The 26,269-nt window shown below is 61.9% G+C and carries 21 protein-coding genes; 11 read left to right on the top strand and 10 right to left on the bottom strand.

All coding sequences use genetic code 11. The annotated features are described in order from the left end of the window. Positions 1–8: 8 nt before the first annotated feature. The 5 genes from OP496_RS07795 to purL form a co-directional block, all read right to left on the bottom strand. On the bottom strand, positions 9–464 hold the full coding sequence (locus OP496_RS07795; protein WP_280562986.1) for a tripartite tricarboxylate transporter TctB family protein: 456 nt from the start codon (positions 462–464) through the stop codon (positions 9–11). Beyond that, positions 461–2,002 carry a tripartite tricarboxylate transporter permease gene (locus tag OP496_RS07790; RefSeq protein WP_280562984.1) on the bottom strand — a complete coding sequence of 514 codons (1,542 nt, stop codon included), beginning with the start codon at positions 2,000–2,002 and terminating at the stop codon, positions 461–463. The genes OP496_RS07795 and OP496_RS07790 overlap by 4 nt, the downstream gene beginning before the upstream one ends. A gap of 103 nt (positions 2,003–2,105) precedes the next feature. Next, a complete protein-coding gene (locus OP496_RS07785; protein ID WP_280562983.1) occupies positions 2,106–3,065 on the bottom strand; it encodes a tripartite tricarboxylate transporter substrate binding protein in 960 nt (319 codons plus the stop codon). 320 nt (positions 3,066–3,385) lie between these two features. Continuing rightward, the gene (locus tag OP496_RS07780; RefSeq protein WP_280562982.1) at positions 3,386–4,132 is read right to left on the bottom strand and encodes a FadR/GntR family transcriptional regulator; all 747 of its coding nucleotides are present in this window, start codon (positions 4,130–4,132) and stop codon (positions 3,386–3,388) included. A gap of 110 nt (positions 4,133–4,242) precedes the next feature. Further along, positions 4,243–8,232, bottom strand: coding sequence for a phosphoribosylformylglycinamidine synthase (purL, locus tag OP496_RS07775; protein ID WP_280562981.1), 3,990 nt, complete (start codon positions 8,230–8,232; stop codon positions 4,243–4,245). 190 nt (positions 8,233–8,422) lie between these two features. Here purL and mltF point away from each other — a divergent pair, with 190 nt between their 5' ends. Then, positions 8,423–9,880, top strand: coding sequence for a membrane-bound lytic murein transglycosylase MltF (gene mltF / locus OP496_RS07770; protein ID WP_280562980.1), 1,458 nt, complete (start codon positions 8,423–8,425; stop codon positions 9,878–9,880). Positions 9,881–9,901: 21 nt separating this feature from the next. On the opposite strand, the gene tadA is transcribed toward mltF, so the two are convergent. Further along, a complete protein-coding gene (gene tadA / locus OP496_RS07765; protein ID WP_280562979.1) occupies positions 9,902–10,357 on the bottom strand; it encodes a tRNA adenosine(34) deaminase TadA in 456 nt (151 codons plus the stop codon). A 72-nt stretch (positions 10,358–10,429) separates the two neighbouring features. On the opposite strand from tadA, the gene OP496_RS07760 reads away from it, so the two are divergent. Beyond that, on the top strand, positions 10,430–11,236 hold the full coding sequence (locus OP496_RS07760) for an acyl-CoA thioesterase II (RefSeq protein ID WP_280562978.1): 807 nt from the start codon (positions 10,430–10,432) through the stop codon (positions 11,234–11,236). Positions 11,237–11,364: 128 nt separating this feature from the next. Here the strand turns inward: OP496_RS07760 and OP496_RS07755 are convergent, their stop codons facing one another. Beyond that, complete coding sequence (locus OP496_RS07755) at positions 11,365–12,420, bottom strand: NAD(P)-dependent alcohol dehydrogenase (protein WP_280562976.1); 1,056 nt, start codon at positions 12,418–12,420, stop codon at positions 11,365–11,367. A 229-nt stretch (positions 12,421–12,649) separates the two neighbouring features. On the opposite strand from OP496_RS07755, the gene OP496_RS07750 reads away from it, so the two are divergent. Beyond that, positions 12,650–13,579, top strand: a complete 930-nt coding sequence (locus OP496_RS07750) for an AraC family transcriptional regulator (RefSeq protein WP_280562975.1) — start codon at positions 12,650–12,652, stop codon at positions 13,577–13,579. Positions 13,580–13,597: 18 nt separating this feature from the next. Here the strand turns inward: OP496_RS07750 and OP496_RS07745 are convergent, their stop codons facing one another. Beyond that, positions 13,598–14,335 (bottom strand): sulfite exporter TauE/SafE family protein, encoded by a 738-nt coding sequence (locus OP496_RS07745; RefSeq protein WP_280562974.1) that lies wholly within the window; start codon positions 14,333–14,335, stop codon positions 13,598–13,600. Between the two features lie 55 nt (positions 14,336–14,390). Then, positions 14,391–15,176: a DeoR/GlpR family DNA-binding transcription regulator gene (locus tag OP496_RS07740; protein ID WP_280562973.1), complete on the bottom strand. Its 786-nt coding sequence runs from the start codon at positions 15,174–15,176 to the stop codon at positions 14,391–14,393. Positions 15,177–15,420: 244 nt separating this feature from the next. Between OP496_RS07740 and deoC the strand changes: the two genes are divergently transcribed. The 5 genes from deoC (at position 15,421) to cdd (ending at position 20,003) form a co-directional block, all read left to right on the top strand. Beyond that, positions 15,421–16,194 carry a deoxyribose-phosphate aldolase gene (deoC, locus tag OP496_RS07735; RefSeq protein WP_280562971.1) on the top strand — a complete coding sequence of 258 codons (774 nt, stop codon included), beginning with the start codon at positions 15,421–15,423 and terminating at the stop codon, positions 16,192–16,194. Between the two features lie 94 nt (positions 16,195–16,288). Further along, entirely contained in the window at positions 16,289–17,623 is a 1,335-nt protein-coding gene (deoA, locus tag OP496_RS07730) for a thymidine phosphorylase (RefSeq protein ID WP_280562970.1), read from the top strand. After that, on the top strand, positions 17,620–18,843 hold the full coding sequence (locus OP496_RS07725) for a phosphopentomutase (RefSeq protein WP_280562968.1): 1,224 nt from the start codon (positions 17,620–17,622) through the stop codon (positions 18,841–18,843). Before deoA ends, OP496_RS07725 begins: the two co-directional genes overlap by 4 nt. Position 18,844: 1 nt before the next feature. Further along, positions 18,845–19,576, top strand: coding sequence for a purine-nucleoside phosphorylase (gene deoD / locus OP496_RS07720; protein ID WP_280562967.1), 732 nt, complete (start codon positions 18,845–18,847; stop codon positions 19,574–19,576). Further along, positions 19,569–20,003: a cytidine deaminase gene (gene cdd, locus OP496_RS07715; RefSeq protein WP_280562966.1), complete on the top strand. Its 435-nt coding sequence runs from the start codon at positions 19,569–19,571 to the stop codon at positions 20,001–20,003. Before deoD ends, cdd begins: the two co-directional genes overlap by 8 nt. A gap of 57 nt (positions 20,004–20,060) precedes the next feature. Here the strand turns inward: cdd and OP496_RS07710 are convergent, their stop codons facing one another. Beyond that, positions 20,061–21,056, bottom strand: coding sequence for a TRAP transporter substrate-binding protein (locus OP496_RS07710; protein ID WP_280562964.1), 996 nt, complete (start codon positions 21,054–21,056; stop codon positions 20,061–20,063). Positions 21,057–21,213: 157 nt separating this feature from the next. On the opposite strand from OP496_RS07710, the gene OP496_RS07705 reads away from it, so the two are divergent. From OP496_RS07705 to OP496_RS07695, 3 genes are read left to right on the top strand one after another with little or no spacing between them, the layout of a single operon-like run. After that, entirely contained in the window at positions 21,214–21,744 is a 531-nt protein-coding gene (locus tag OP496_RS07705; RefSeq protein WP_280562963.1) for a TRAP transporter small permease, read from the top strand. Next, positions 21,735–23,033 (top strand): TRAP transporter large permease, encoded by a 1,299-nt coding sequence (locus tag OP496_RS07700; RefSeq protein WP_280562962.1) that lies wholly within the window; start codon positions 21,735–21,737, stop codon positions 23,031–23,033. Before OP496_RS07705 ends, OP496_RS07700 begins: the two co-directional genes overlap by 10 nt. 23 nt (positions 23,034–23,056) lie before the next feature. Continuing rightward, positions 23,057–25,432 (top strand): glycoside hydrolase family 31 protein, encoded by a 2,376-nt coding sequence (locus OP496_RS07695; protein ID WP_280562961.1) that lies wholly within the window; start codon positions 23,057–23,059, stop codon positions 25,430–25,432. The last annotated feature ends 837 nt before the right edge of the window (positions 25,433–26,269 follow it).

The raw sequence follows: 26,269 nt of genomic DNA, 5'->3' as shown, positions 1-26,269 counted from the left end.
TTGAGCGATTACGACCAGATACCGGACGGTAGCCTGACGCTCAGGACTTCCGTAAAGGCCAGATAGAATGCCCCGATCAGCACCGCAACGATCGGTGCCCATTGGGCCAGGCGACGCACGGGGACCGGCCCCTCGATATGCGCCAGGTACCAGGTCAGGCCGAAGAAAACGATGGCCGTCGCCACCAAGAAGCCCAGCACACCAATCGCGTACCACCAGGCAAACAACACGAAGATCATGATCACCAGACGTCGTGGATCACCTTCGATTTCCACCTGACGCGCCGCCGGTTTGATAAACGCCTTGACGATCAGCGCCAGTGACAACGCGACCATGATCACCAGGATGGCGCGGGGAAAGATGATGCTCAGCCGGCCCATGCCCTCACGCGGAAACCACAGGATGGCGGCGAACAGTAAGCCAAAGAGTCCCGCGGCGAAATCGGTATTGAGACGCAGGGTCATGATGGCTTCTCCTCGTCCGGATCGACCTTGGCCATGCGCCCGCTACGCTCCAGCCAACCCGGCAACAAGGTGGTCGCGACACTCAACGCCACCAGACAGGCCAGCACGATCGATAGCGGGTTGGCGAACAGCCGCAGCCAGGGTACCGGATCGACAACGGCCGTCAGCATTGTCTGCACATAGCCTTTCTCGGCGATGACGCCCAAGATCATGCCCAAGACGATGGGCGCCGCCTGGATGCCGATCAGGCGCAGGAAATATCCCACCGAGCCCAACAGCAGCATGATGAAGACGTCGGTCATACTGTTGCGCAGCGCATAGGTCCCCAGGATAGTGACCATGGCGATGCTCGGCAGCAGGAAGTAGAACGGCGTCTTGACCACGACACGATGAATCAACCGACCACCCAGCAGGCCGACCGGCAGCAGGAACATGGACGCAAACCCCATCGAGAGGATGAAGCCATTGGTCAGCACCCCGGTTTCGGTGAACAGATCCAGCCCCGGGCGCAGGCCATGCATGAGCAGCACGCCAAGGATGATGGCATCCGGTGGCGCACCGGGAATGCCCAGAGTCAGCAACGGCACCATACTGCCGGCCACCATGACATTGTTGCTCGACTCCGAGGCGATCACGCCATCGACGTTGCCCTTACCGAACGACGACGGATCCTTGGAGAAACGGCGGGCCTCGTTATAGGCCACCAGGCTAGTGACGTTGCCCCCCGCGCCCGGAATGATGGCGATGAGCTGGCCGATGATGCAGGAACGGATTAGATTGACGGGCTTGCCGAAGATATGCCGACCCATGCGCATAATGGCCGAGCCCGCACCGCCCTGAAGCTTGCCGCTTTCCGGCAAGGCGCCTCGCCCCTGGGCCGCCATCGAGATCAGTTCGGGGATCACGAACAGGCCGATCAGAGCGACGATCAATTCGATTCCACCCTGTAGCGCCGGTATACCGAAGATGAAGCGGGTTTCGCCACCGATCGGCGAGACGCCGACGGTGCTCAACAGCATGCCAATACACCCCCCAAGCAACCCCTTGAGCAGCGACCCGCTCGATAGGCTGGCCACCAGGGTCAGGCCCAGCAGCGCCACCCAGAACATCTCGGCCGGTCCGAACACCACGGCAAGCCTCGCTAGGGGCGGCGCCAGCAAGAGCAGGAACGTCACCCCAATGATGCCGCCGACCACCGAGGCAATGGTCGCAGCAGCCAGGGCTTCGTAGGCACGCCCTTGTCGCGCCATGGGATAGCCGTCGAACGTCGTGGCGATGGACGACGGCGTTCCAGGAGTATTGATCAGAATGGCAGTAAAGGCGCCGCCATAGATGGCGCCCATATAAACTGCTCCCAGCGCTATCAGGCCTTGCAAGGGCGACATCGTGAAGGTGAACGGCAACAACACCGCCAACGCCATGGTCGCCGTCAACCCTGGCAAGGCGCCGATGAATAACCCCGCCGTCACCCCGCACAGAATGGTAACGAGCCCTTTGAGCGTCAGGATCGAGAATAAAGCTTCCAGTAACATGTCCATGAGCCAACTCCACTAAGTGCAGGATGGGTCGCTTCAGATGAACGGCCAGCACCCACTCCTGCGACCATGAGGATCGCAGAGGCGGGTGACGCATCACGTCGCTTTATTGGTTGGCTTTGGCTTCTTCGAGGATCGGCTGATAGGCCGTCTTGAGTTGCTGTATGACCTCATCCACTTCGCCATCGGTGATGTCGGTCATGACGAAGCCGAGTGGCTCCTGCTTTTCGGCGATGCGCTCATTGGTTTCGGCGAACGCCTCTTCCAGCGTATTGACGATCTCATCCGGCGTCCCTTTGGGGACTGCGACGCCGCGATAGGCACCGCCGACGATGTCGTAACCCAGTTCCTTGAAGGTCGGCACGTCCGGTAGCGCGGGCACCCGTTCTTCCGAGGCCACGGCCAAGACACGTGCGTTGTCCTGCATCTGCACACCAAGCATCGAATAGTTGAAGATGCCCGACACGTGCCCGCCCTGTATCGCCGCTGGCAACGGCCCCGTGCCGGTGAAAGGAATGTAAGTCACATCGATATCCGCTTCACGCTCCAGACGCAAGGCGCCCAGGTGGTTGGCACTGAACGTCCCACTTCCGCCCAGCGTTACCGCCTGGGGATTTTCCTTGGCGTACTGGACCAATTCATCGAGCGTCTCGAACTGGCTATCCTTGGGGACGATCAAGGCATTGGGCGTGGTATGGAAAAAGGTCACGATCTTCCAGTTATCAGTCTCGTAACCGGCATCCTCACGCATGATGGGCTGGGCGATGATGTGTGGAATATTGACGCCAATCATCTCGTAACCCGTGGGCTCGGCATTATTCTGGAACTCGCTCCAGCCGACGGCACCACCACCACCTGGGCGGTGATTGACGTTGACATCGACCCCCAGGATTTCTTCCAGGTGAGGCTCCTGGAAGCGTGCGGTGACGTCGGACTCACCACCCGGATCGAACGGAATCGTATAAGTAATGGGTTGTTCGGGATACTCGGCGAAGGCGACCCCGGGCATGCCCAAGGCAGCCATCAGGGTTAGCGAGCCTACCCAGCGTGTCGTGGCGAGTGTCATTGGCGTACTCCTTGGTCTTCTTGTGGTCTGACGACGTTCTCCGCTCGATTGTTCTTGTCACCGTCATGGCGGAGCGAATGAAACGTCATACGCATTTCGTGTCGGGGGAAATGCATACCGCACCTTTGAAGCTAGCCAACTTGTAAAATCTGTCCACTCACAAAAGGTAGACCTTAGTCGGGTAAAGCAGGTAAAACACGTCCCCACACAAAAAACCCAACTAAATATAATTTAAAAACAATATCTTACGTACAATACGCTCTTGTGAAAAAAGCAAGCGCACACCGGTCGAGTTGTTTTAAATGAACATGTGGATCTTGCTAACCCTCGAACACGCGAAGGCGTGAGTTACCGATGTGCTCGCGCATCCGCTGGCAGGCCAGCTCGGCATCGCCTGCTCTAATGGCCTCGAAGATTCGCACATGCTCTTCCTGAACTTCCGGCAAGTGCTGCCCAGGACGGCGTAGACCAAGATTGCGCGCCAGGTTCTGGCCGAAATTGATCTGTGCCTTGAGCGACAGGAGGGTATCGGTGAAAAATCGATTGTTGGTGGCATTGGCAACCGCGAGATGAAAGCCGAAGTCCGCATCCACCCCGAGTTCACCCACTTGGATACACATTTCCAAGCGCTGTAGCGCCTTCTCGATCTCCTTGAGCGCCGACGTCGAGGCATATTGAGTGGCTGCACGTGCCGACTCCCCCTCGAGCGCCGCTCGAAACTCGAAACAACGCTGCATGTCCGCCAGACTGTCCAGTGGGGCAAAATCCAGCATGGCACGGTCTGGGCGGCGCATGACGTAACTACCCGCCCCCCGCTGCGACCTCACCAAGCCGTCTTCCCTGAGCCGTGATAACGCCTGACGCACGATGGGCCGAGAGACTTGGTTCATTTCGGCCAGTTTGGCCTCGGAAGGTAGCCGATGACCTTCGTCGTACTCCCCCTGAAGAATACGCTCGACGATAACGCCATAGACCTTGTCACTGAGCCTCGCAGGACGCGCGCGCGAGTCCGCGACCTCCGTGTGATAAAAGCCTCCGCGCCGTTCGGAGTTAGAATCATGTGTCATTGACGGGGCCCATGGAGAAGACATACCCGCTCAACCTAACGCATTTCGAGGCGCCTGTGGATCATGCAAGGCCCCCACAGGCGCCATCGCTGATCACGCCTGCCCGAACATCAATCCATCCACGCGCGCGCATTGCGGAAAAGGCGCATCCAGGCGCCATCTTCCTGCCATTCGGCGGGACACCAGGAGTTGGTCACCGCTCGCGCTACGCGCTCGGGGTGCGGCATCATGATCGTCACGCGGCCATCCGGTGTGGTCAGCCCCGTGATGCCCGAGGAAGAGCCATTGGGATTGGCGGGATAGCGCGTCGTCACCTGGCCGTAGTTGTCCACATAGCGCATGGCGATCTGATCGCTGGTCTGCATGCCGCGCAAGTGGCCGCTGTCACGGAATTCGGCGCGCCCCTCGCCGTGCGCCACGGCGATCGGCAGCCGCGAGCCTTCCATCCCGGCGAGCAGGATCGAGGGACTCTTCTCGACCTGCACCATGCTCACGCGTGCCTCGAACTGCTCGGACTCGTTGCGTACGAAGCGCGGCCAGTCCTCGGCACCGGGAATCAGCGATTTAAGCTGTGAGAGCATCTGGCAACCGTTGCACACACCCAGCGAGAAGCTGTCCTCACGCTGGAAGAAGCCCTCGAAGGCATCACGAGCGCGGCTATTGAAGAGCACCGACTTGGCCCAGCCGCCGCCGGCACCGAGCACGTCACCGTATGAGAAACCGCCACAGGCGATCAGTCCTTTCATGGTTTCCAGATCGACGTGGCCCTCGAGGATGTCGCTCATATGCACGTCGATGGCCGCGAAGCCAGCGCGGTCGAAGGCCGCCGCCATCTCGACATGACCATTGACGCCCTGCTCGCGCAGAACCGCCACGCGTGGCTTCTCACCACGCCCGACATAGGGCGCGGTAATGTCCTCATCGACATCGAAGCTGGGCTGCGCCGAAAGGCCCGGATCACGCAGGTCGAGCAAGGCATCGAATTCGGACTTCGCGCAGTCCGGATTGTCACGCAGCGCTTGCATGCGATAGCTGGTCTCAGTCCAGGAACGCTGCGCGATGGCCCGCGTGGTTTCCAGAAGCGGCTCCTCGAAGAGCGTGACACGCACCTGATCGTCGTAGCGAGGCCGGGCGACCACGCCGCTGGTTTCGAGTCCTGCGGCAGCGAGCTGGGCGAGCACGAACTCGGTATCGCGGCGGTTGACCTGAATCACCGCACCTAGCTCTTCGGCGAACAAGGCATCAAAGGCTTCATAAGCGTCGTCGATCAACCAGTCGAGCTTGATTTCCAGCCCACCGCGTGCGGCGAAGGCCATCTCCAGCAACGTCACCAGCATGCCGCCGTCGCTGCGGTCGTGATAAGCGAGCAGCTTGCCATCGGCGTTGAGGCCCTGAATAACGGCGAAGAAGGCCTTGAGGTCCTCAGCGTCTTCGAGATCAGGACACACATCGCCGACCTGGCCATACACCTGCGCCAATGCCGATCCACCGAGACGATTCTGACCGCGCCCCAGGTCGATCAGGATCAGATCGCTTTCGTCCTGATCCAGGCGCAGCTGCGGGGTCAGGGTACGCCGGGCATCGGTGACCGGTGCGAAACCGGTGATATCGAGCGTCAGCGGCGCGGTAACGCTTTTCTCCTCATCATCGGATTGCCAGGCGGTACGCATGGACATCGAATCCTTGCCCACCGGAATGGCGATACCGAGCGCCGGACAGAGCTCCATGCCCACGGCATGCACGGCATCGAACAATGCCTGATTCTCACCGACATGCTCGGCGGCACTCATCCAGTTGGCGGAGAGCTTGACGTCGGAAAGCTTGGCAATCGGCGCTGCAGCCAGATTGGTGATAGCCTCGGCCACCGCCAGGCGGGCGCTGGCCGCCGGGTCGACCAGGGCCACCGGCGGACGCTCGCCGAGCGCCATGGCCTCGCCCGCATGCGTGTCGAAACTGGCCGTGGTCACCGCGCAGTCGGCCACCGGTACCTGCCAGGGGCCGACCATCTGATCACGCGCCACCATTCCCGTGATCGAGCGGTCGCCTATGGTGATCAAGAAGCTCTTGGAGGCTACCGTCGGCAGGCGTAGTACACGATCCAGCGCCTCGCGCAGGTCGAGATTGTCCAGCCCCAGCCCCGGCATGACCAGTGAATGGCGCTCGAAGGAGCGCGTCATCTTGGGCGGCTTACCGAACAGCACGCTCATCGGGAGGTCAACGGGACGCGTGTCGAAATGTCCATCACGGACGTCCAGATGGTGCGCCTCGGTGGCCTCGCCGACCACCGCATAAAGGCAGCGTTCACGCGCGCACAGCGCATCGAATGCCTCTAGATCGTCCGGCGCCACCGCCAACACATAGCGTTCCTGAGCTTCGCTGCACCAGATGGCCAACGGGCTCATGCCGGGCTCGGCATTGGGCACGTCACGCAACTCGAAGCGTCCGCCGCGACCGCCATCCTTGACCAATTCCGGCAAGGCGTTGGAAAGCCCGCCGGCGCCCACGTCGTGGATGAAACACAGCGGATTGTCATCGCCCAATGCCCAGCAGCGGTCGATGACCTCCTGGGCACGGCGTTCCATTTCCGGGTTGTCACGCTGCACGGAGGCGAAGTCGAGATCCTCACTAGAAGCCCCCGAGGCCATGCTCGACGCTGCGCCACCGCCAAGGCCGATCAGCATCGCCGGGCCACCCATCACGATCAGCTTGGCACCGACCGGAATCTCGCCCTTGGCGACATGGCCCTCGCGAATGTTGCCGTAACCGCCGGCCAGCATCACCGGCTTGTGGTAGCCGCGCCGTTCGATGCCGCCGGCCCCCACTGCGTCCTGCTCGAAAGTGCGGAAGAAGCCAGCCAGGTTGGGGCGGCCGAATTCGTTGTTGAACGAAGCGCCGCCGATGGGCGCTTTCAGCATGATTTCCAGCGCCGACTGAATGCGCGCAGGCTTGCCGTAATCGAAGGCTTCCCAGGGCTGCACGAACTCGGGAATACGCAGGTTGGAGACCGCAAACCCGGACATTCCCGCCTTGGGCTTGCCGCCGATACCCGTCGCACCTTCGTCACGAATCTCGCCGCCGGCACCGGTCGCTGCACCGGGATGCGGCGCGATGGCCGTCGGGTGGTTGTGAGTTTCCACCTTCATCAGGATGTGAATCGGCTCCTGATGAGCCGCGTAGCTGGCCCGCGTCGCTTCGGGCGCGTTGATGTTCGCCGTTCGCGCGGCTTCGGGCGCATTAAGCAGTCGCGCGGTTTCGGGCGCGTTAAGCAGCGGCGCGGCGAAGAAGCGTCCGGCTTCAGTGCCACGTATCACGGCGGCGTTATCGCTATAAGCGGAAAGGATCCCGTCGCTGGAGCACGCATGCGTGTTCTTGATCATCTTGAACAGCGAGTACGGCTGCGCTTCGCCGTCGACATGCCAATCGGCATTGAAGATCTTATGTCGGCAGTGCTCGGAATTGGCCTGCGCGAACATCATCAATTCGACATCAGTGGGATTGCGATCGAGCCCCTGGAAGGCATCGAGCAGGTAGTCGATCTCATCGTCGGCCAGCGCCAGTCCCAAGGCGTCATTGGCCTCCGCCAACGCGGCACGCCCACCGCTGAGCACATCAACACGCCCCAGCGGCGCCGGCTCGTGGCGCTCGAAGAGCTTGGCCGCGTCGCTCGCATTGGAAAGTACCGTTTCCGTCATCGGATCGTGAAGCGCCGCTACCAGGCTGGCGAAGGCCGCCTCGTCGAACGAACCTTTGAGCGTCACACGGTAGGCGATGCCGCGCTCGATCCGGCGAACTTGCGTCAAACCACAGTTGTGGGCGATATCGGTGGCCTTCGATGACCACGGCGATAGCGTGCCCAGGCGTGGCACGACCAACAACAGATGCCCTGCGTCATCGGCGTCTCCACCGTCACGGACGGGACCGTAGCTCAGCAGCTGCGCCAGCATCTCTTGCGCCGCGTCATCGAGCGCATCCTGGTGATCGACGAAATGAACGTAATCGGCATGCAGCGCCTCGACCTCGGGCACGGCATCACGCAACGCAGCTAGCAGCTTGGCATGACGGAAGGCGGAAAGGGCGGGCGCTCCTCGCAGTTCGAGCATGTCGAATGGGCCTCTGGGACAACAAGTAGACGATGCCGCGGGCGGCGGCCAATGAGCGATCATGATACTGGAAAAGGCCCCGACGGGCGAAGACACCTTCATGTCCTGGCCATTGCGTGGAATCGCTGCCAGGTGACACAAGGCGCAACGCCCGCTAAGGTGGCCTTTCTCATCGCTGACTCGAACTGGCATGCTCGATGCTCTCTTACGCTACATGCGGCCAGCCGCGGCCACACTCGTCGCCCTGCTGGCGCTGCTGATTCCCGACGGCCGGACGCTCCCCAATCGGGACGCCGCGTTGTCGGACGTTTTCTCGCGTGATTTCATCCAGGTATTCACCCGCAATACGCCGTCGACCTATTACGAAGGTCGCCACGGTCCGACGGGGTTCGAATACGAGTTGGCACGGCAATTCGCCGAGTCGCTGGACGTCAGCCTATCGATCGATAGCCAGGGCAGCATCGGCGAGGTACTCAATGCCGTGCGCGATGGTCGCGCCGACATCGGTGCCGCCACTCTGGCGCTCGACCCCGCCGAACCCGGAGTGAATTACACCCGCCCGATCATGTCGATGCAGCCCATCGTCATCTATCACCACGGCATTACCCCTCCCAAGGCACCGGGAGACCTCCTGGGGCTGGATATCGCCGCACTGCGTGGCTCGGGAACCGGCCATGCGCTTCGCGATCTGCAGGAATCTCTCCCCAAGTTGACGTGGCGAGAAACCGACGAGCTGGAAGTCACCGATCTCATCGAAATGGTCGAGAATGGCGAACTCGATGCCGCCGTCGTCTATGCCCATCAGTTCAAGCTCAATCGGTTGTTCTTTCCCGACGTCGAGAGCGGCTTTCCTCTGGGCGAGCCACAAAGTCTGGTGTGGGCGCTCCCCAAGCACAGCGGCGTGGCACTTTTGCAAGCCGCCAACCAGTTTATCGCGCGTCTTAGAGACCACGGTGACTTGGCGGACTTGATCACACGCTACTTCGGTCATGACAGCTACCTCGAATACGTGGGTGCGAGCCTTTTCATCCGTCATGCCCAAAATCGCCTACCCCGCTATGAAGACGCTTTCAAGCAAGCGGCGCGCGATTCCGGCTTCGACTGGAAACTGTTGGCTGCACTGGGCTACCAGGAATCGCACTGGAAACCGCGCGCGACCTCGCCGACCGGCGTTCGCGGCCTGATGATGCTGACCAACGCCACCGCCGCCGAGGTCGGCGTAAGCAACCGGCTCGACCCCGAGCAGAGTATCGAGGGAGGCGCCATCTATCTCGGTAATGTGAAGGGTCGTCTGCAGGAAGAGATCACCGAGCCGGACCGTACGTGGATGGCGCTTGCCGCCTACAATGTCGGCCTAGGGCATCTCTACGATGCCCAGGACATCGCCAAGATGCGGGGAGGCGATCCTTACCAGTGGAAGGACGTGCGCAAGGCGCTACCCCTACTGCAGAAGCAACAGTGGTATAGCAAGGTCCATCACGGCTACGCGCGTGGCGGCGAGCCGGTGATTTACGTGCGCAATATTCGTCGCTATTACGAAATTCTCAACTACGTGGATCGCAGTCGACGCCAGTTTCACCAGCTCGGCGAACGCGACGATTCGATGCTACAGGGAACGCCTTTCGACACCGTTCCACCCGTGCTTTAGCGTTCTCCCCCATGCCTCAGATCAGTCGCGCCGCGCGGCGAAGAAGGTTTGCAGGAGTCGCGTCGCACGCGTGGCCAGCAGCCCGCCTTCTACCTGGACACGATGATTGAACCAAGGCTGAACAAACAAGTTTGCCCGTGACTCGACCATACCGCTCTTGGGTTCGGCGGCGCCGTACACGACCCGGGCCAACCGCGCATGGATGATCGCCCCGGCGCACATCATGCAAGGCTCCAAGGTGACGAAGAGCGTACAGCTATCCAGCCGATAATTGCCCAGATGCGCGGCGGCATCACGCAAGGCGCGCACCTCGGCATGCCCACTCGGGTCATGGCACGACACCGGCGCATTGAAACTCGCCCCCACGACCTCGCCACTGGGCTCGACCACCACCGCGCCCACCGGCACTTCGCCTGCCTCCAGTCCCATGCGCGCTTGATCCAGCGCACGGTGCATGTAGAAGGTATCGCTGCGCATCACAGGGGCGCTCCGGTATGCTGGTAGAATTGAGACAATCGTATGAACATGAGTCATCAGAAGGATGCCGGCATGACGCAACCACTCGCCACCCTCGTCGAACTACTAGGCCTGGAATCCTTGGAAGAGGATCTGTTTCGCGGTCGTAGCCAGGATCTCGGCCTTCCTCAGTTGTTTGGCGGCCAGGTACTCGGCCAAGCGCTTTCCGCCGCCACCCGCACGGTCGATGCAGCACGCCGCGCCCACTCGTTGCACGGCTACTTTCTGCGTCCCGGTGACGCCAAACGCCCGGTAGTGTATCAGGTCGATCGCGTACGCGACGGCGGGAGCTTCACCACACGGCGCGTCAGCGCCATCCAGAACGGCAAGACCATTTTCTTCTGCAGCGCCTCATTCCAGGGCGAAGAACCGGGCTTCGGCCATCAGCGCGAGATGCCCGACCTCGCGTCACCCCAATCGCTGCTCGAAGCCGGCGCCGAGGTACAGCGCTTCGACGGTCATCCCATCGAGTTCCTGCATTTCCCGGATACCACCACCGACATGCCGCGCAAGCGCCTATGGTTCCGCCTCGCGGGTGAACTGCCCGAGGATGGCTCACTGCATCGCTACCTACTTGCCTATAGCTCCGATTTTAATCTCTTGACCACCAGCCTCGTCTCGCACGACACCTTTTTCGGCGATTCTCGGCTGCAGATCGCGAGTCTCGATCATGCCCTGTGGTTCCACGACGACGTGACCATCAACGACTGGCTGCTATATGACATGGAAAGCCCGTGGGCCGGTGGGGCACGCGGATTCTCGCGCGGCAGCGTCTACGACCAGACCGGACGGCTGGTCGCGTCGGTCGCTCAGGAAGGTCTGACACGTTTGCGGAATTGAGCCACGCGCTGGCGTGACACATGCGTTCGCCGCGGCGCATCCATACAAATCAGGACGAAGCATCCATCAAAAAGGCGCGGGCATGGCCCGCGCCTGACACGATCACTTAGTAAGCCGTCACGGATTGCTCAGCCGTTCTTCATCGATGCCATGTCGATGACGAAGCGATAACGTACGTCGCCTTTCTGCATACGATCCCAGGCCTCATTGATGTTCTGGATATCGATCATCTCGACATCGCAGGTAATGCCCTTCTCGGCGCAGAAATCCAGAAACTCTTGGGTCTCGGGCATACCGCCGATCAACGAGCCCGCCAGCACACGACGCCGGAAGATAAGGTTGCCACCTGCCACGCCGGGCTCCAGTGGTTGCATCTGGCCGACCAAGATGTGCGTACCATCGTACTTCAGGGCCTCCAGGTACGGATTCAGGTCGTGCTCGTTGGGCACGGTATCGAGCATAAAGTCGAAGGTCTCGGTGACCGCCTCCATCTGCTCCTCATCGGTGGAAACCACCACATGATCGGCGCCGTTGGACTTAGCTTCGGCGATCTTGCTCTCGGAGCGCGTGAACAGCGTAACCTCGGCACCCAATGCCTGGGCCAGCTTGACACCCATGTGACCAAGCCCGCCCATACCGATGACGCCGACCTTATGACCCGGCTTGACGCCGTAATGCTTGAGCGGCGAATAGGTAGTGATACCGGCGCACAGCAGTGGCGCAGCGGATTTCAAATCAATGCCTTCAGGCATGCGCACTACGAAGCGCTCGCTGACCGTGACCCGGTCGGAATAGCCACCCTGAGTGAGGCTATCATCGTGACGATCGGGGCTGCCGTAGGTCATGGTGAACCCTTCGGCACAATACTGCTCCAGCCCATCGTCGCAAGCCTGGCAATGGCGGCAGGAATCGACCATGCACCCCACACCGACAACGTCACCTTCCTTGAAATTGGCGACATCGCTACCGACGGATGTCACGCGCCCGACGATCTCATGGCCCGGCACGACCGGATACTGCGCTATTCCCCAGTCGTCGCGCGCGAAGTGCAGATCGCTGTGGCAAACGCCGCAGTAGAGAATCTCGATGGCGACATCATCGGGGCGCGGCGTGCGGCGCTCGAAGGCATATGGTTCGAGTGCCGACTCCGCAGAATGCATTGCATAGCCTGTAGCTTGTGGCATAGCGAATATCCTATCACTGATGAGTGCAACCGCGTACCGGCTCGGCGAATCGCCCAACCTGGGTCGCGAACACGCCTAGTGTGAGCGTCGTCGACGATTTCCTCCATGCCCGATTCTGTGTGATATTTGCCCAGAGCTCTTGCATCGCCCTCTCAACCGCCTGATAGACGGTATTTTTCATGCACGATATTATCTTTATCTGTATTCGCCATTGTCGAGGAACTGCCCCATGACTCACCCATTGCCCCCGCACTTGACGGCCGTCGGGGCCAGTGCTGAACCTTCCTCGGAGACTCGGTTGGCGACGCGCTTGGCAGCGCTGACTACCGGAGATGGCTTCACGTCCACTACGCTGCCCGGCGTACAACTGATTACCTCGCATTGTGGTCACCCGCGCACGCCCCTCATGTACGAGCCCAGCCTGGTGATCATCGTCCAAGGCAACAAGACAGGCTATCTCGGCGAACGCATCATTCACTACGGCGCCGGCCACTATTTGATCCAGGCCATGCCGCTGCCGTTCGAGTGCGAAACTCACGCTTCCGACTCCAGGCCTTTGCTGGGCTTGTCGGTGAGCCTCGACATGGCCATGCTCAGCGACCTCGTGGCGCGCCTGCCATCGACGACCTGTGCACGCATGCCCGCCCCCATGGCCGCTGTATCCATGGATCCCGACATGGAAGAGAATGTGTCACGGCTCATCGATTGTCTCGATGACCCCGAGCAAGCCGCAGCGCTAGGCGATGGGCGCATCCGTGAAGTCCTGTTCACCGCGCTGCGCGGGCCGCAGGGCGCCTCGTTGCGTCAGCTGGTTGCCTACCATGGCCAATACTCGCGCATCGCCGAGGCGCTGACTTTCCTGCATCATCACTATACTAGGACCCTGAACGTTGACGCGCTCGCGCAACGCGTCAATATGAGCGCCTCGCATTTTCACCATCACTTCAAGCGCACCACGCAACTCGCGCCGATGCAGTACCTCAAGCGCCTGCGCCTGCTCAAGGCGCGCGCCCTACTCACCCAGCAGGGGCATCAGGTCGCGCAGGCCGCCACCCAAGTGGGCTATCAAAGTGCATCGCAGTTCAGCCGCGATTACAAACGCTATTTCGGACGAAGCCCGTTGGAGGATCGACAACGCGTCACCCACGCCGCGTCGTGATACCTCAAGTGGCGACACTCAAATAAGCCCCATCACGCCTCGCACGGCGTAGTAACCGCCCACCAGGGTGACCAACCAGCGCGTCCAGCCACGGAAGCTCGCATCGGTGAGCCGCTTCAGGATGGCGTTTCCCGAACGCGTCCCCAGGAAACTCAAGGGGATCGCCAGGGCGATCCAACCCCACTGTCCCCGCTCCAGTGCCAGCACCGCCTGGACATAAAACACCACCTTGATGGTATGCGCGATGACTTGAATCGCCGCCTTGGAGGCCACGACCGTGCGCCGGTCGAGCCGCGTGCGTACGAAGCCGATATCGATGGTCGGCCCGGACACCCCCGCGGCGATCGTCAAGCCACCGGCGACCAGGCCGCACAGAATGGCATCGACACGACGCGAGACATCGAACCGGAACCAGCGACGAGGCAGCCACACCAGAATCGGCATGACCCCGATCAAAAGCAGCACCACATGCTCGTCGGGGGTATAGCGCATGCTGGCCAGCAAAGCCGCCGCGATAATCACGCCCAGTACGATCCACGCCACGATGCGCCAATCGATGTAACGCCTTGAGAGCCAGGCACGCGAGGCGTTGGAGCCCATTTGGATGATGCCGTGCACAGCGATGGCCGTGGTAGCCGGCATCCACGCCAGCAGAAACCCCATCAGGATCAAGCCGCCCGCCATGCCAAAGACGCCGGATAGCGCCGAGGCAAAAAACACCACGCCGAGAAACACCAAAGAAAGAGGAAACGTCATGCCTGTCCCAAACCGCCTCCGTATCGCCTATTAATCAGCACACATTCACGCACGCTCACAGCACCTTGAGCGTCGGCCAAGCGTGTCTCGGCCGCGCCACCAGGGTGTCACTCAATGCCTCACCCGCCGCCCCGCTGGTCAGCATCACATCGAAGCTTTCGAGGTCGGCGAAAAACGCCGGACGCACCCGGTCGAGTTTACTCTCGTCGGCGACGAGGATGCGTTGCACAGCGGTCTCCAGCGCCACCTGCTTGGGTACCACCTCATGGAAATGGAAGCAGCTCACCCCCTTGTCGGCATGCACGCCGGCGGCGGATATAAAGGCCTTGTTGATACCCAAGCGACGAATCGCAGTGACCAGTTCCTCACCTCCGAAGGACTGCGACACGGGATAATAGAGACCACCCAGCAACACCAGACGCACATGGGGCAATGCCATTTGCTCGATGGCATTGGCAACGTTTAGCGCGTACGTCACCACCGTCAGCGGCATGTCGGGATCGAGCCGGTCGAACAACGGAATCAGCGTCGTGCCACAATCCACGAAGATCGTGTCATCGGCCTCGATCATGCGTGCCGCCTCATCGCACATACGCTGCTTGGCCTGTGCGAAGCTATCCTGCTGGGTGGCGAAGTCGTATCCGGCGGACACCTGCGGATGCTCGGCCAGCAGCAAGCGCCCGCCCAGCGAGACGATGGTGTCCTGGCTGGCGGCTATGTCGCGGCGTATGGTCATCTCCGACACCTGGCAGCGTTGGGCGGCCTCGGCAATCGGCAGCATGCCTTCCGAGCGCAAGGTGTCCTGTAGCCATTGAAGGCGTGCCGCACTGCGGCTGTTCATTGCAAATATCTCCGTCGACACGCCGGTCAACGAGCCTAGCTCGCCCTCCCCCGGCACATTTTGTTAGCTTAGCCACAATTTTTCTGTTAGAAAAATAACAAAAGCGGTCCAACAATAAAGACAAGGACATTACCATGCCAACGTCTTCCTGCGCGTCTTCCGGCACATTCGTCGTCCGCGCGACCGACTCATCGACCCATGCATACGCGTCTGGCGCATGCATATCACTCGGGGACTCACATATATGACCGACCTCCAACCCATCGCTCGTCAGGCGCTCGGCCTGATGGATCTGACCTCACTCAACGACGATGACGACAGCACCCGCATCCAGGCACTATGCCGCCGTGCCGACACGCCCGACGGTCGTCCTGCCGCGCTGTGCCTGTATCCAGCCTTCATCGAGGACGCCCAGCGCGAACTCGACGCCCTCGGCCTGACCCGGCGCGTGCACATTGCCACGGTAACCAATTTTCCCGACGGCGCCCCCAACGCAGAGCGCGCCGCGCGCGAGACACGTCTCGCCGTGGCCGCCGGCGCCGACGAAGTCGACGTGGTCTTTCCCTATCGCGCCCTGCTCGACGGCGCGCCCGATGTCGGCCGCCTGCTCGTCGAGGCTTGCCGTGAAGCCTGCGGCGGCGCAACCTTGAAGGTTATCCTCGAGAGCGGCGAACTCAAGGATCCCACTCTTATCCGCCAGGCTGCGGAAATCGCCATAACGGCAGGTGCCGACTTCATCAAGACGTCTACCGGCAAGGTCGCCGTCAACGCCACCCTCGAATCCGCCGAGATAATGCTCGAGACGATTCGTGACAGCGGCCGCGACGTCGGCTTCAAAGCCGCCGGCGGCATTCGCACCACCGAGGATGCCAAGGCCTATCTCGAGCTGGCTGCGCGGATCATGGGCGAGGACTGGATTAGTCCCGCACACTTCCGTTTTGGCGCCTCGGGGTTGCTCGATGCACTGCTCGCCACTCTGGAAGTCGGTGAAACCCAGGCGCCCCAGGACGGTTACTAGTCACTGCCCGAAAAGTATCTGCGTTCATCGGCAGATATCGACACTCAACGGCAGACACTGACATTCAACGACAAACAACAACGCGGATATCGCCATGCTGATTCAAGACATCCTCCGCCGTAAGCGTGACGCCGAGGCTCTCGACGCCGACGCCATCCACACCTTCATGCGTGGCGTCGCCGACGGCAGCGTAGGCGACGCCCAGATCGGCGCCTTCGCCATGGCAGTCGTGCTCAACGGCATGAACCGTGATGAGGCCATCGCGCTGACCGAGGCCACGCGTGATTCCGGCCAGGTCCTGCGCTGGAAAGATCTGCACCTCGACGGCCCGGTGCTCGACAAGCATTCCACCGGCGGCGTGGGCGATCTCGTGTCGCTGGTGCTGGGACCGTGGATTGCCGCCTGCGGCGGCCACGTGCCCATGATCTCGGGGCGTGGACTCGGCCACACCGGCGGCACGCTGGACAAGCTCGAAGCGATCCCCGGCTATGATGTCACCCCCAGCGACGCGCGCTTCCGCCAATTGGTCAAAGACGTCGGTGTGGCGATCATCGGCCAGACCGGCACCCTCGCCCCCGCCGACAAGCGCTTGTACGGCGTACGCGACGTGACCGCCACGGTGGAATCGATGCCGCTGATCGTGGCCTCGATCCTGGGCAAGAAACTGGCCTGCGGGCTCGATACCCTGGTGATGGACGTCAAGGTCGGCAGCGGCGCTTTCATGCCCACTGCCGAGGCCTCCCGAGAATTGGCCGAGGCCATCGTCGCCATCGGCAGCGGCGCCGGCACGCCCACCAGCGTGCTGTTGACCGACATGAACCAACCGCTCGCCGACTGCGCCGGCAATGCGCTGGAAGTCCACGAGGCGCTGCGGCTGCTTGGCGGTAATGGTAAAGAGAGCCGCCTCTATCAAGTGACGCGGTCGTTGGCCCAAGAAATGCTGCTCCAGTCGGGATTAGCAAGCAACGCAGAAGACGCCGAAACTCGCCTGGATCGGGCCCTCGATTCCGGCGAGGCACTGGAGCGCTTCTCGCGCATGGTGCATGGCCTCGGCGGCCCGAGCGACCTCGCCGAACGTCCCGAGCACTATTTAGCGCCCGCACCCTTCACGACCGATGTCGTCGCGCCTCGAACCGGCACCGTCAACGCCATCGACACGCGCGCGCTGGGGCTCGGCGTGGTCGAATTGGGCGGCGGGCGTCGCAACGCCGGGGATACCATCGATCATCGCGTCGGCCTCTCGCAGATCGCCGCGTTGGGTCAGCGCGTCGATGCCGGCCAACCACTATTGCGCCTCCACGCCGCCAGCCAGGCCAACGCGGAGGCCATCCAACGCCAATTGGAGGCGGCCTTCACACTCGGCGAGGAAAGTAGCGTCGCGCCGGCGTCGCCGATCCACGCCACTCTGCGCCAGGAGGATCTATCATGAAACGCGCCATTCTGCTGGTACTCGACTCCTTCGGTATCGGCAACGCCCCGGATGCCGCCGCCTTCGACGATGCCGGGGCCGATACACTGGGCCATATCGCCCGTCATCGCGCCGCTGCCGGCCGGCCGCTTGCGTTGCCCAATCTGGCAAGTTTGGGGCTCTATCACGCGCATCACCTTGCCACCGGCGAGTGGGCAGCAGGCGTCACCCTGCCCGAGCGCGTCGACGGCGCCTACGCGGCGGCGGCCGAGATTTCCTCAGGCAAGGACACGCCCTCCGGGCACTGGGAAATCGCCGGTGTGCCGGCGCTGTTCGAGTGGGGTTACTTTCTCGACAAGACGCAGAGCTTCCCATCCGAACTGCTCCAAGCATTGATCGAGCGCGCCGAGCTGCCAGGCGTGCTGGGCAACTGCCATGCTTCCGGCGTGCCGGTGCTTCAGAAGCTGGGCGAAGAACATATCGCCACCGGCAAGCCCATCGTCTATACCTCGGCGGACTCGGTATTCCAGATCGCCGCCCACGAGACCCATTTCGGACTGGACCGCTTGTACGCGCTGTGCGAAATCGCCCGCGAGCTGCTGATGCCCTACAACATCGGTCGCGTCATCGCTCGCCCCTTCGTCGGCGAGACATCGGCCACCTTCGAGCGCACCGGCAACCGCCGCGACTACGCCATCGAACCGCCCACGCCCACCGTGTTGCAGAAACTGCATGATGGCGGCGGTACGGTGCTCGGTGTGGGCAAGATCGGCGATATCTACGCTCACTGCGGCGTTTCGAAAGTGCTCAAGGCGCACGGCCATGACGCGCTGTTCGATGCCACGCTCAAAGCCATCGATGAAGCGGGCGACCGAACGCTGGTGATGACCAATTTCGTCGACTTCGACACGCTCTACGGCCACCGCCGCGATCCGGATGGCTACGCCGAGGCGCTGGAAGCTTTCGACCGGCGCTTGCCGGAAGTGCTCGCCAAGCTGCGTCCCGAGGATTTGCTCATCCTCACCGCCGATCACGGCAACGACCCGACCTGGCGCGGCACCGATCACACTCGCGAACAGGTCCCGATTCTGATCACCGGTGATGCCCTCACTCCCGGCAATTACGGCCGCCGCGAGACCTACGCCGACATCGGTCAGACGCTCGCTGAACATTTTGGCCTGAGCGCGATGGAACACGGACGAACGATGTTGAACGAAAGCCCCAAGAACGGAGACGAATGAGATGGCTACGCCGCATATCGATGCCCCCGCAGGCGCGTTCGCCGACACCGTGCTCATGCCCGGCGATCCACTCCGCGCGCAATTCATCGCCGAGACCTTTCTGGACGACGTGGAATGCGTCAATCAGGTACGCAACATGCTTGGCTTCACCGGCACCTACCAGGGCCAGCGTATCTCGGTGATGGGCAGCGGCATGGGTATCCCCTCGATCTCGATCTATGCCAAGGAGCTGATCACCGAGTACGACGTCAAGCGCCTGGTGCGTGTGGGCTCCTGCGGCGCGGTGCGCGACGATGTCGCGGTCAATGACATCGTCGTCGGCATGGGCGCGTGTACCGACTCCGGGGTCAATCGCACCCGCTTCAAGGGCCACGATTTCGCCGCCATCGCCGACTTCGACCTGACCCGGCACGCCGCCGACGCTGCCCGCGCCCGCAGCACTCCCGTCAAGGTCGGCAATCTGTTCTCGGCGGACCTATTCTACTCGCCCGACGACGCCATGTTCGAACTCATGAAGCGCCACGGCGTACTCGGCGTCGAGATGGAAGCCGCCGGCCTTTACGGCGTTGCCGCCGAGTTCGGCGCCCGCGCATTGACCGTATGCACGGTTTCCGATCATATCCTGAAAGGCGAAGCCCTCGATGCGCACACCCGACAGACCGGCTTTCACGAGATGATGGCGATCACTCTCGATGCCCTGCTCCGTGACGCGGGAGAAACGACCCATGGCTGAGACATTCTCCGCACCGCTTTGCGATGCATCGCGCCAAGCCTTGATCGCGGTGCGCGACAGCGCCTACGCGCCCTACTCCCGGCACCCAGTCGGGGCCCTGCTGATCGCCGAGAGCGGCCAGCATTACCTTGGCTGCAACGTGGAAAGTGCCAACTACAAGGGGCTCTGCGCAGAGGCCGGTGCCATCAGTGCGATGATCGCCCAGGGTGAGCGCGAGATCGCCACGCTCTACGTCATCGGGCCCGGTGAACATCTGTGCACACCCTGCGGCGACTGCCGCCAGCGTATCCGCGAATTCGCCACGCCGGACACCTATATCGTCGTCCTCGACGGTGAAGGCACTCCGCTCAAGCAATACACCATGGAACAGTTACTGCCCGACTCCTTCGGCCCGGAAAATCTGCAAAAAAACTCGAGAATGGGCTGATCATCGGAGCACGACAAACTGGCGCATCGCTGTGAAAAACCACTGCCATTCCCGGCTTCAGGCCTGCGCCTCGATCTCTTCGATCCACTGTCGGGCGCGTGGGGACTGTGCGGCGACACGGTCGCGAATCGGGCGGGTACGTTCGGCAAAGGCGCGTTTGTCGACCTCAATGAACTCCACTCCCATCTCATTCTTGGCCGTGGCGACCGCATCCTCGCTGGCACGCTGCCACGCCGCCTTTTGAGTCGAGGTCGACTCAGCAGCGGCACGCGTCAAGGCGTCCTGGTGCGCCTCGGAGAGACCCTGCCAGCTCGCCTCGGAGATCACCAGCATGTCGGGAATCCGCGTGTGTTCGTCGAGGGTGAAGTACTTGGCGACTTCACCATGACGGGCGGTGACCAGCGCCGTTGGATTGTTCTCCGCGCCGTCGACGACGCCCTGCTGCAGTGCAGTGTAAAGATCGCCGAAGGCCAGCGGCGTGGGACTCGCACCCATGAGCTCGACCATCTCGATGGCGGTGGGGCTCGGCTGCACGCGTATCTTGGCGTTTCTCAGATCCGTCGGCGATTCGATGGGTCGCGTGGCGTAAAAGCTGCGCGCGCCGGAATCGTAGTAGGTCACCCCGCGAAAGCCTCGCCCCGCCGACGCGGCCAGGATATCGCGGCCGATCTCGCCTTCGAGTATGCGGTCGTAATGTTCATCGCTCTCGAAGAGATAGGGCACGTTGAGCAGCGAGAAGACCGGATCGAACGCCTCGAGTTCGCTGGCGTTGGTCTTGGCCATGTCGAGAATGCCCGCCTGCACCAGCTCGACGGATTCGCGCTGGTTGCCGAGCTGGGCGTTAGGATAGATCTCGATCTTCAACGTATCGTCGGTGAGCGCGAGGACACGCTCCGCCATTTGCTGCATGGCCCGGTGGACCGGATGCGCCGTGGTCAGGTTATGGCTGAGCCGCAGCGTCCGGGTGTCCGCAGCGACGGCGCCACGAATCCCCAATCCCGCCAGCAAGAGCGACCCAGCCCCCCAGGCACACAGTTCTCGCCGTGTCGTCATCGCTCGCCCCTCGTCACCGGAAGACGCAACAGAGCAACAGCTTCGCTCGTCGACGTCAAACCGACCTTGGTCGATATTGTCAGCCGGCCGCGAGGCTGAGACGCTGCGCCTTTAGCCCGAATGTCATATGTCAGACAAGCTATGAGGCGGTGAGACAATGGCAAGCACTCAGCAAAGTCACAGCCTGATCGAACGGTCGCGAAATGTGGCCAATCGCGTACTGGCGGTTCTGCTACTGACCATTTTCGCGCTTCTCGTAGCAGTGGTCGCACTGCAGGTCTCGAGCCGCTACTTCACCGGCTCCCCGACGATCGTCACCGATGAGATGGCCCGCTTTCTCCTGATCTGGCTCGGCCTACTGGGAGCGGCCTATGCGTCCGGCGCCTCGCATCATCTAGCGATCGACTTTCTGCCCGAGCATCTCCCACCTAGGATACGTCGCTGGCTCAAGATCGCCCTTCAACTGATCATCCTTGTCTTCGCCGGCTACGTGATGCTGTACGGCGGTGCCGAGCTGGCCGGCCAGACCTTTGCCAGCGGCCAAACCACGCCGATGCTCGGCGTCAGCATGGGCTGGATCTATCTGGCGCTACCGCTGGCCGGCGTGTTCATCGCCCTCTTCTCCCTGCTCGACATCGCCACGCTCGCACGCACGCCCCAGCCGGCGGGAGACGACGCATGCCCCTAATCGATAGCGCCATTCTGTTCGGCACCTTCTTCATACTTCTCGCCCTGGGCCTACCGATCATCTTCGCCATCGGTGTCGCCTCACTCGTATCGATCTCCACCAGCTTTGCCCTGCACGACGCCGCGCTCATCGTCTCCCAGCGCATGCTGAGCGGGCTCGACAGCTTCACACTGCTGGCGATCGCATTCTTCATACTCGCGGGCGCCCTGATGAACCGCGGCGGTATCGCCATCCGCCTGATCGATCTAGCCCGACTGCTAGTCGGTCGCCTGCCGGGTAGCCTCGCCCACTGCAACGTGGTGGCGAACATGATGTTCGGCGCCATCTCCGGCTCCGCCGTCGCCTCCTGCGCGGCGGTGGGTAGCGTGATGAATCCGCTACAGAAACAGGAAGGCTACGATCCCGGCTACGCTGCCGCGGTCAATATCGCCTCGAGCCCGGCAGGGCTTCTGATTCCGCCGAGTTCGACCTTCATCGTCTACTCGCTGGTCTCCGGCGGCACCTCCATAGCCGCACTGTTTCTCGCCGGCTACCTGCCGGGTCTGATAATGGGCCTCGGACTGATGCTGGTCGCCGGCGTCATCGCCAAGCGTAGGGGCTACCGGGCGGACGTCGCCGAGCGGGCACCGATCCTTCCCACCCTGCTCCACGCTCTACCCTCGATTCTGCTGATGGTGATCGTCATCGGCGGTATCGTCGCCGGTGTCTTCACCGCCACCGAGGCCTCGGCAATCGCGGTGATCTATACCTTGATTCTCACCATGGCGATCTATCGCACCATCAGCTTCAGGACGCTGCCGGCGATCGTGCTGGAAGCGGCGATGACCACCGCCATCGTACTGCCGCTGATCTCCGTCTCCGGGGCGATGTCGTGGGCAATGTCGCTGGAGAGCATTCCGCAGCAGATCTCGGATGCGCTGCTGTCGCTCTCCGACAACCCGCTGGTCATCCTGCTGCTGATCAACCTGATCCTGCTCGCCATCGGGATGTTCATGGACATCACCCCGGCGCTTTTGATCTTCACGCCGATCTTTCTGCCCATCGTCTCGAAGTTCGGCATGGACCCGGTTCACTTCGGCGTGCTGATAGCGTTCAATCTCTGTATCGGCATCTGTACGCCGCCAGTGGGCAGCGCGCTCTTCGTCGGTAGCTCCATCGCCGGCGTTTCGATCGGGCGGGTCGTGGTGCCGCTGGTGCCGATGTTCGTCGCGCTTTTCGCGATGCTGATGGCGATCACCTATCTGCCCCAGATCAGTCTCTTTCTCCCCAACCTGCTGCTGGGCGGCTAAGTCACCCGATAACCGAGGTCTGCATGCGTTTTCTCACCGACTGGTCGCTCAACGCGGTCGACAGCGACCGAATCGTGCTCGACGCAGGCGACCGCCAGGTCGTCATCTTTATCTTCGGCGAGTCGCTCTTTCGCGTTTTCGTGCATCGGCCCGACGCTCCGCGTCCCGGGCGCACCTGGTCGATCGATCCCGACGGCACGCTCCCCTGGGAGGGACGCGAGCGCCTCTCCGGCGAAGGTTTCATCCCGCCGGCCTGGACGTTAACCGAACACGAAGACGGCGTCAGCGTGGAAACTACACGGCTCAAACTGCACGTCGCCCACCCGTTCAAGCTGACCTGGTCCGCGCGCGCCGAGGGCGACGACGCCTGGACCGCCCTCGCCGAGGACCGCGCCACCGGCGGCGTGGCAGTGGCGCGCCGCGGCCAGGGTGTCGAACACTATCTGCGGCGCTTCGATGACGAGCGCTACTACGGCCTCGGCGAGAAGAGCGGCAACCTGGAGCGCTCGGGGCGACGCTACGAGATGCGCACGCTCGACGCCATGGGCTATCGCGCCGAGTCCACCGACCCGCTCTACAAGCATGTGCCGTTCACTATCACGCGGCGCGACGACGGTTTCGCCTACGGCCTCTTCTACGACAACCTCGCCACCTCGCGGATCGATCTCGGCAACGAGCTCGACAACTACCACGCGCCCTATCGCGCGTTTCGCGCCGAGGATGGCGATCTCGATCTCTGGTTCCTCCTCGGCGAGCGGGTGCTCGACGTGGTCAAGTCGTTCACCGGTCTCACTGGCGGCGTCGCCTTCGGCCCGAAGTGGTCATTCGGCTACTCCGGCTCGACGATGCACTACACCGATGCCCCCAACGCTCAGGAGCGGCTCGGCGAATTCGTCGCTCTCTGTCGCGAGCACGACATCCCCTGCGACTCATTCCAGCTCTCCTCGGGCTACTCCTCCATCGGTGACAAGCGCTACGTCTTCACCTGGAACCGCGACAAGGTGCCGGACCCGGCGGCGATGGTGAAGACGTTCCGCGATGCCGGCATGCACCTGATCGCTAACATTAAGCCATGTCTGCTGGCCGATCATCCGACCTACGCCAAGGCTAACGAGAACCGGCTGTTCGTCACGGATTCCGACAGCGGTGAGGCGGAGACCTCGCCGTTCTGGGATGCCGCCGGCTCGCACCTGGACTTCACGCGTCAGGCGACGGTCGACTGGTGGAAACACAACGTCGACGACAAGCTGCTGTCGCTGGGGATCGACAGCACCTGGAACGACAACAACGAGTTCGAGATCGTCGATCGCGAGGCACGTCTCGACGGCTTCGGTGAGCCGCTGCCCGCCTCGGTAGCCAAGCCGGTGCTTTCGCTGTTGATGGTGCGCGCCTCCCAAGAGGCCCAGCTCGCGCATGCCCCCACACGGCGCCCGTTTTTGATCACCCGCTCCGGCGGACCGGGGCTGCAGCGCTACGCCCAAACCTGGTCCGGGGACAACCGCACCGAATGGCCAACGCTGCGCTACAACCAGCGCATGGGCCTGGGGCTTGCGCTGAGCGGCATTTCCAACGTCGGCCACGACGTCGGCGGTTTCGCCGGCCCGCGCCCCGATCCGGAGCTGTTCCTACGCTGGGTGCAGAACGGCGTGATGCACCCGCGCTTCACCATCCACTCCTGGAACGACGATGGCACCGTCAACGAGCCGTGGATGTATCCCGAAGTGCTTGATGGCGTGCGCGAGGCGATCCACCTGCGCTATCGGCTGCTGCCCTACCTCTACAGCGTGGCGTGGCGCGCGCATGTCGAACTCGAGCCGATGATCCGTCCCACCTTCCTCGACCACGAGAACGATCCGGCGACCTTCGCCGAGAACGACGAATTCCTGCTCGGCGAAGAGCTTCTGGTGGCAACGGTAATGGAGCCGGGCGCTCGCACCCGGCGGCTGCATCTACCGGATAACGGCTGCGGCTGGTATACCTTCGAGGGCGGCGCCTGCCTGGAAGGTGGACGCGAGTTCGTTGTCGATGCCCCGCTCACACATCTGCCGCTGTTCGTGCGCGCCGGCGGGATCGTCGCCACCGCCGACCGCCTCGCTCATGTCAATGCGACCAGGGACGATATCCGCGCGCTGCGCGTCTATCCGTTCGACGCGAGCGGAACGCGTACCGTCACACTCTTCGACGACGACGGCGAGAGCATCCTCGGCGAAGGCGCGGGCACCCTCGTAACTCACGTGACCCTGACCTGCGACGCCGAATCGATTCGTCTCGACTGGCGTCACGAGGGAAGCTATCGCCCCGCTTACGACGGCTTTCGCGTCGAACTGCCCACCGGGGATAGCCGACCGCTTTACGTCAACGGTGAGCGCACCGCTCCGGGGGAGTCTCGTCCGCTGTAGCTCGCCAGCCGTCCTGAGTAACACGCAACGTTGGAAAGGGATTAGAGGTGCCTATGCCGTTATCCATCAGCAGCGGCCTCATCGTGAACGGCGCTCGCTCACTAACGTGTGGCAAAAGATATCGGCAGCCTGCGGATTGTTGATCCCGCCTCTTATTTACGCCGCTCCACAATTCGCTGATTCGGACTACTCTCTTGTCCATATCATTGGCAGCGAGTCTAGGATTTTGCATCGGTATTTAATACCCCACACGACTAATATACAAGCAACAATCTACCGCAGCAAAAGCGATATTTATCGAAAATATTATTTATTGTAATTTTATGAAAAGAATATTAACTCACTGAACTCATTGAATTTAAAATTGTCTGGCTATACGAGGACATGACTTGCGTTTAATATAATCGTCGTAGATTATTTGACGTGCATGACGCTTCATCCTCCAAGATCATACGAGGACTTCTAACCATGCAGTTTGATGAACGCGCTTTCCTCGAGAATCAGGCCTGGGTCGACTCAATGCTAAGCTGGGATTCCAACTACTGTGATCGGCTACAAGCCAATCACTCCCCCGAAGTGTTCTGGGTCGGCTGTTCCGGTAGTCGGGTTCCGGCCGAACAACTGTGCAACGCCTCACCGGGCGATCTGTTCGTGCATCGCAACGTCGGCCATCGAGGACCCAACGTTTCTGAGCGCGCTGGAATACGCCATTTCAGCTCTGGGGGTACGCTATATCATTGTCTGTGGCCATGAAGGCTGAATGGATGCCGCCTGCTCGGGCGAGCCGACCGGCCTGGCATATATCGATGCCTCTCTGAAGCCTGTCGTGGCGCACTA

It is taken from the genome of Chromohalobacter sp. 48-RD10 (genome assembly GCF_029889785.1).
Classification (GTDB): Bacteria; Pseudomonadota; Gammaproteobacteria; order Pseudomonadales; family Halomonadaceae; genus Chromohalobacter.
The sequence above is the reverse complement of the archived record's forward strand: the minus strand, read 5'-3'. Positions and strand labels throughout refer to the sequence as shown.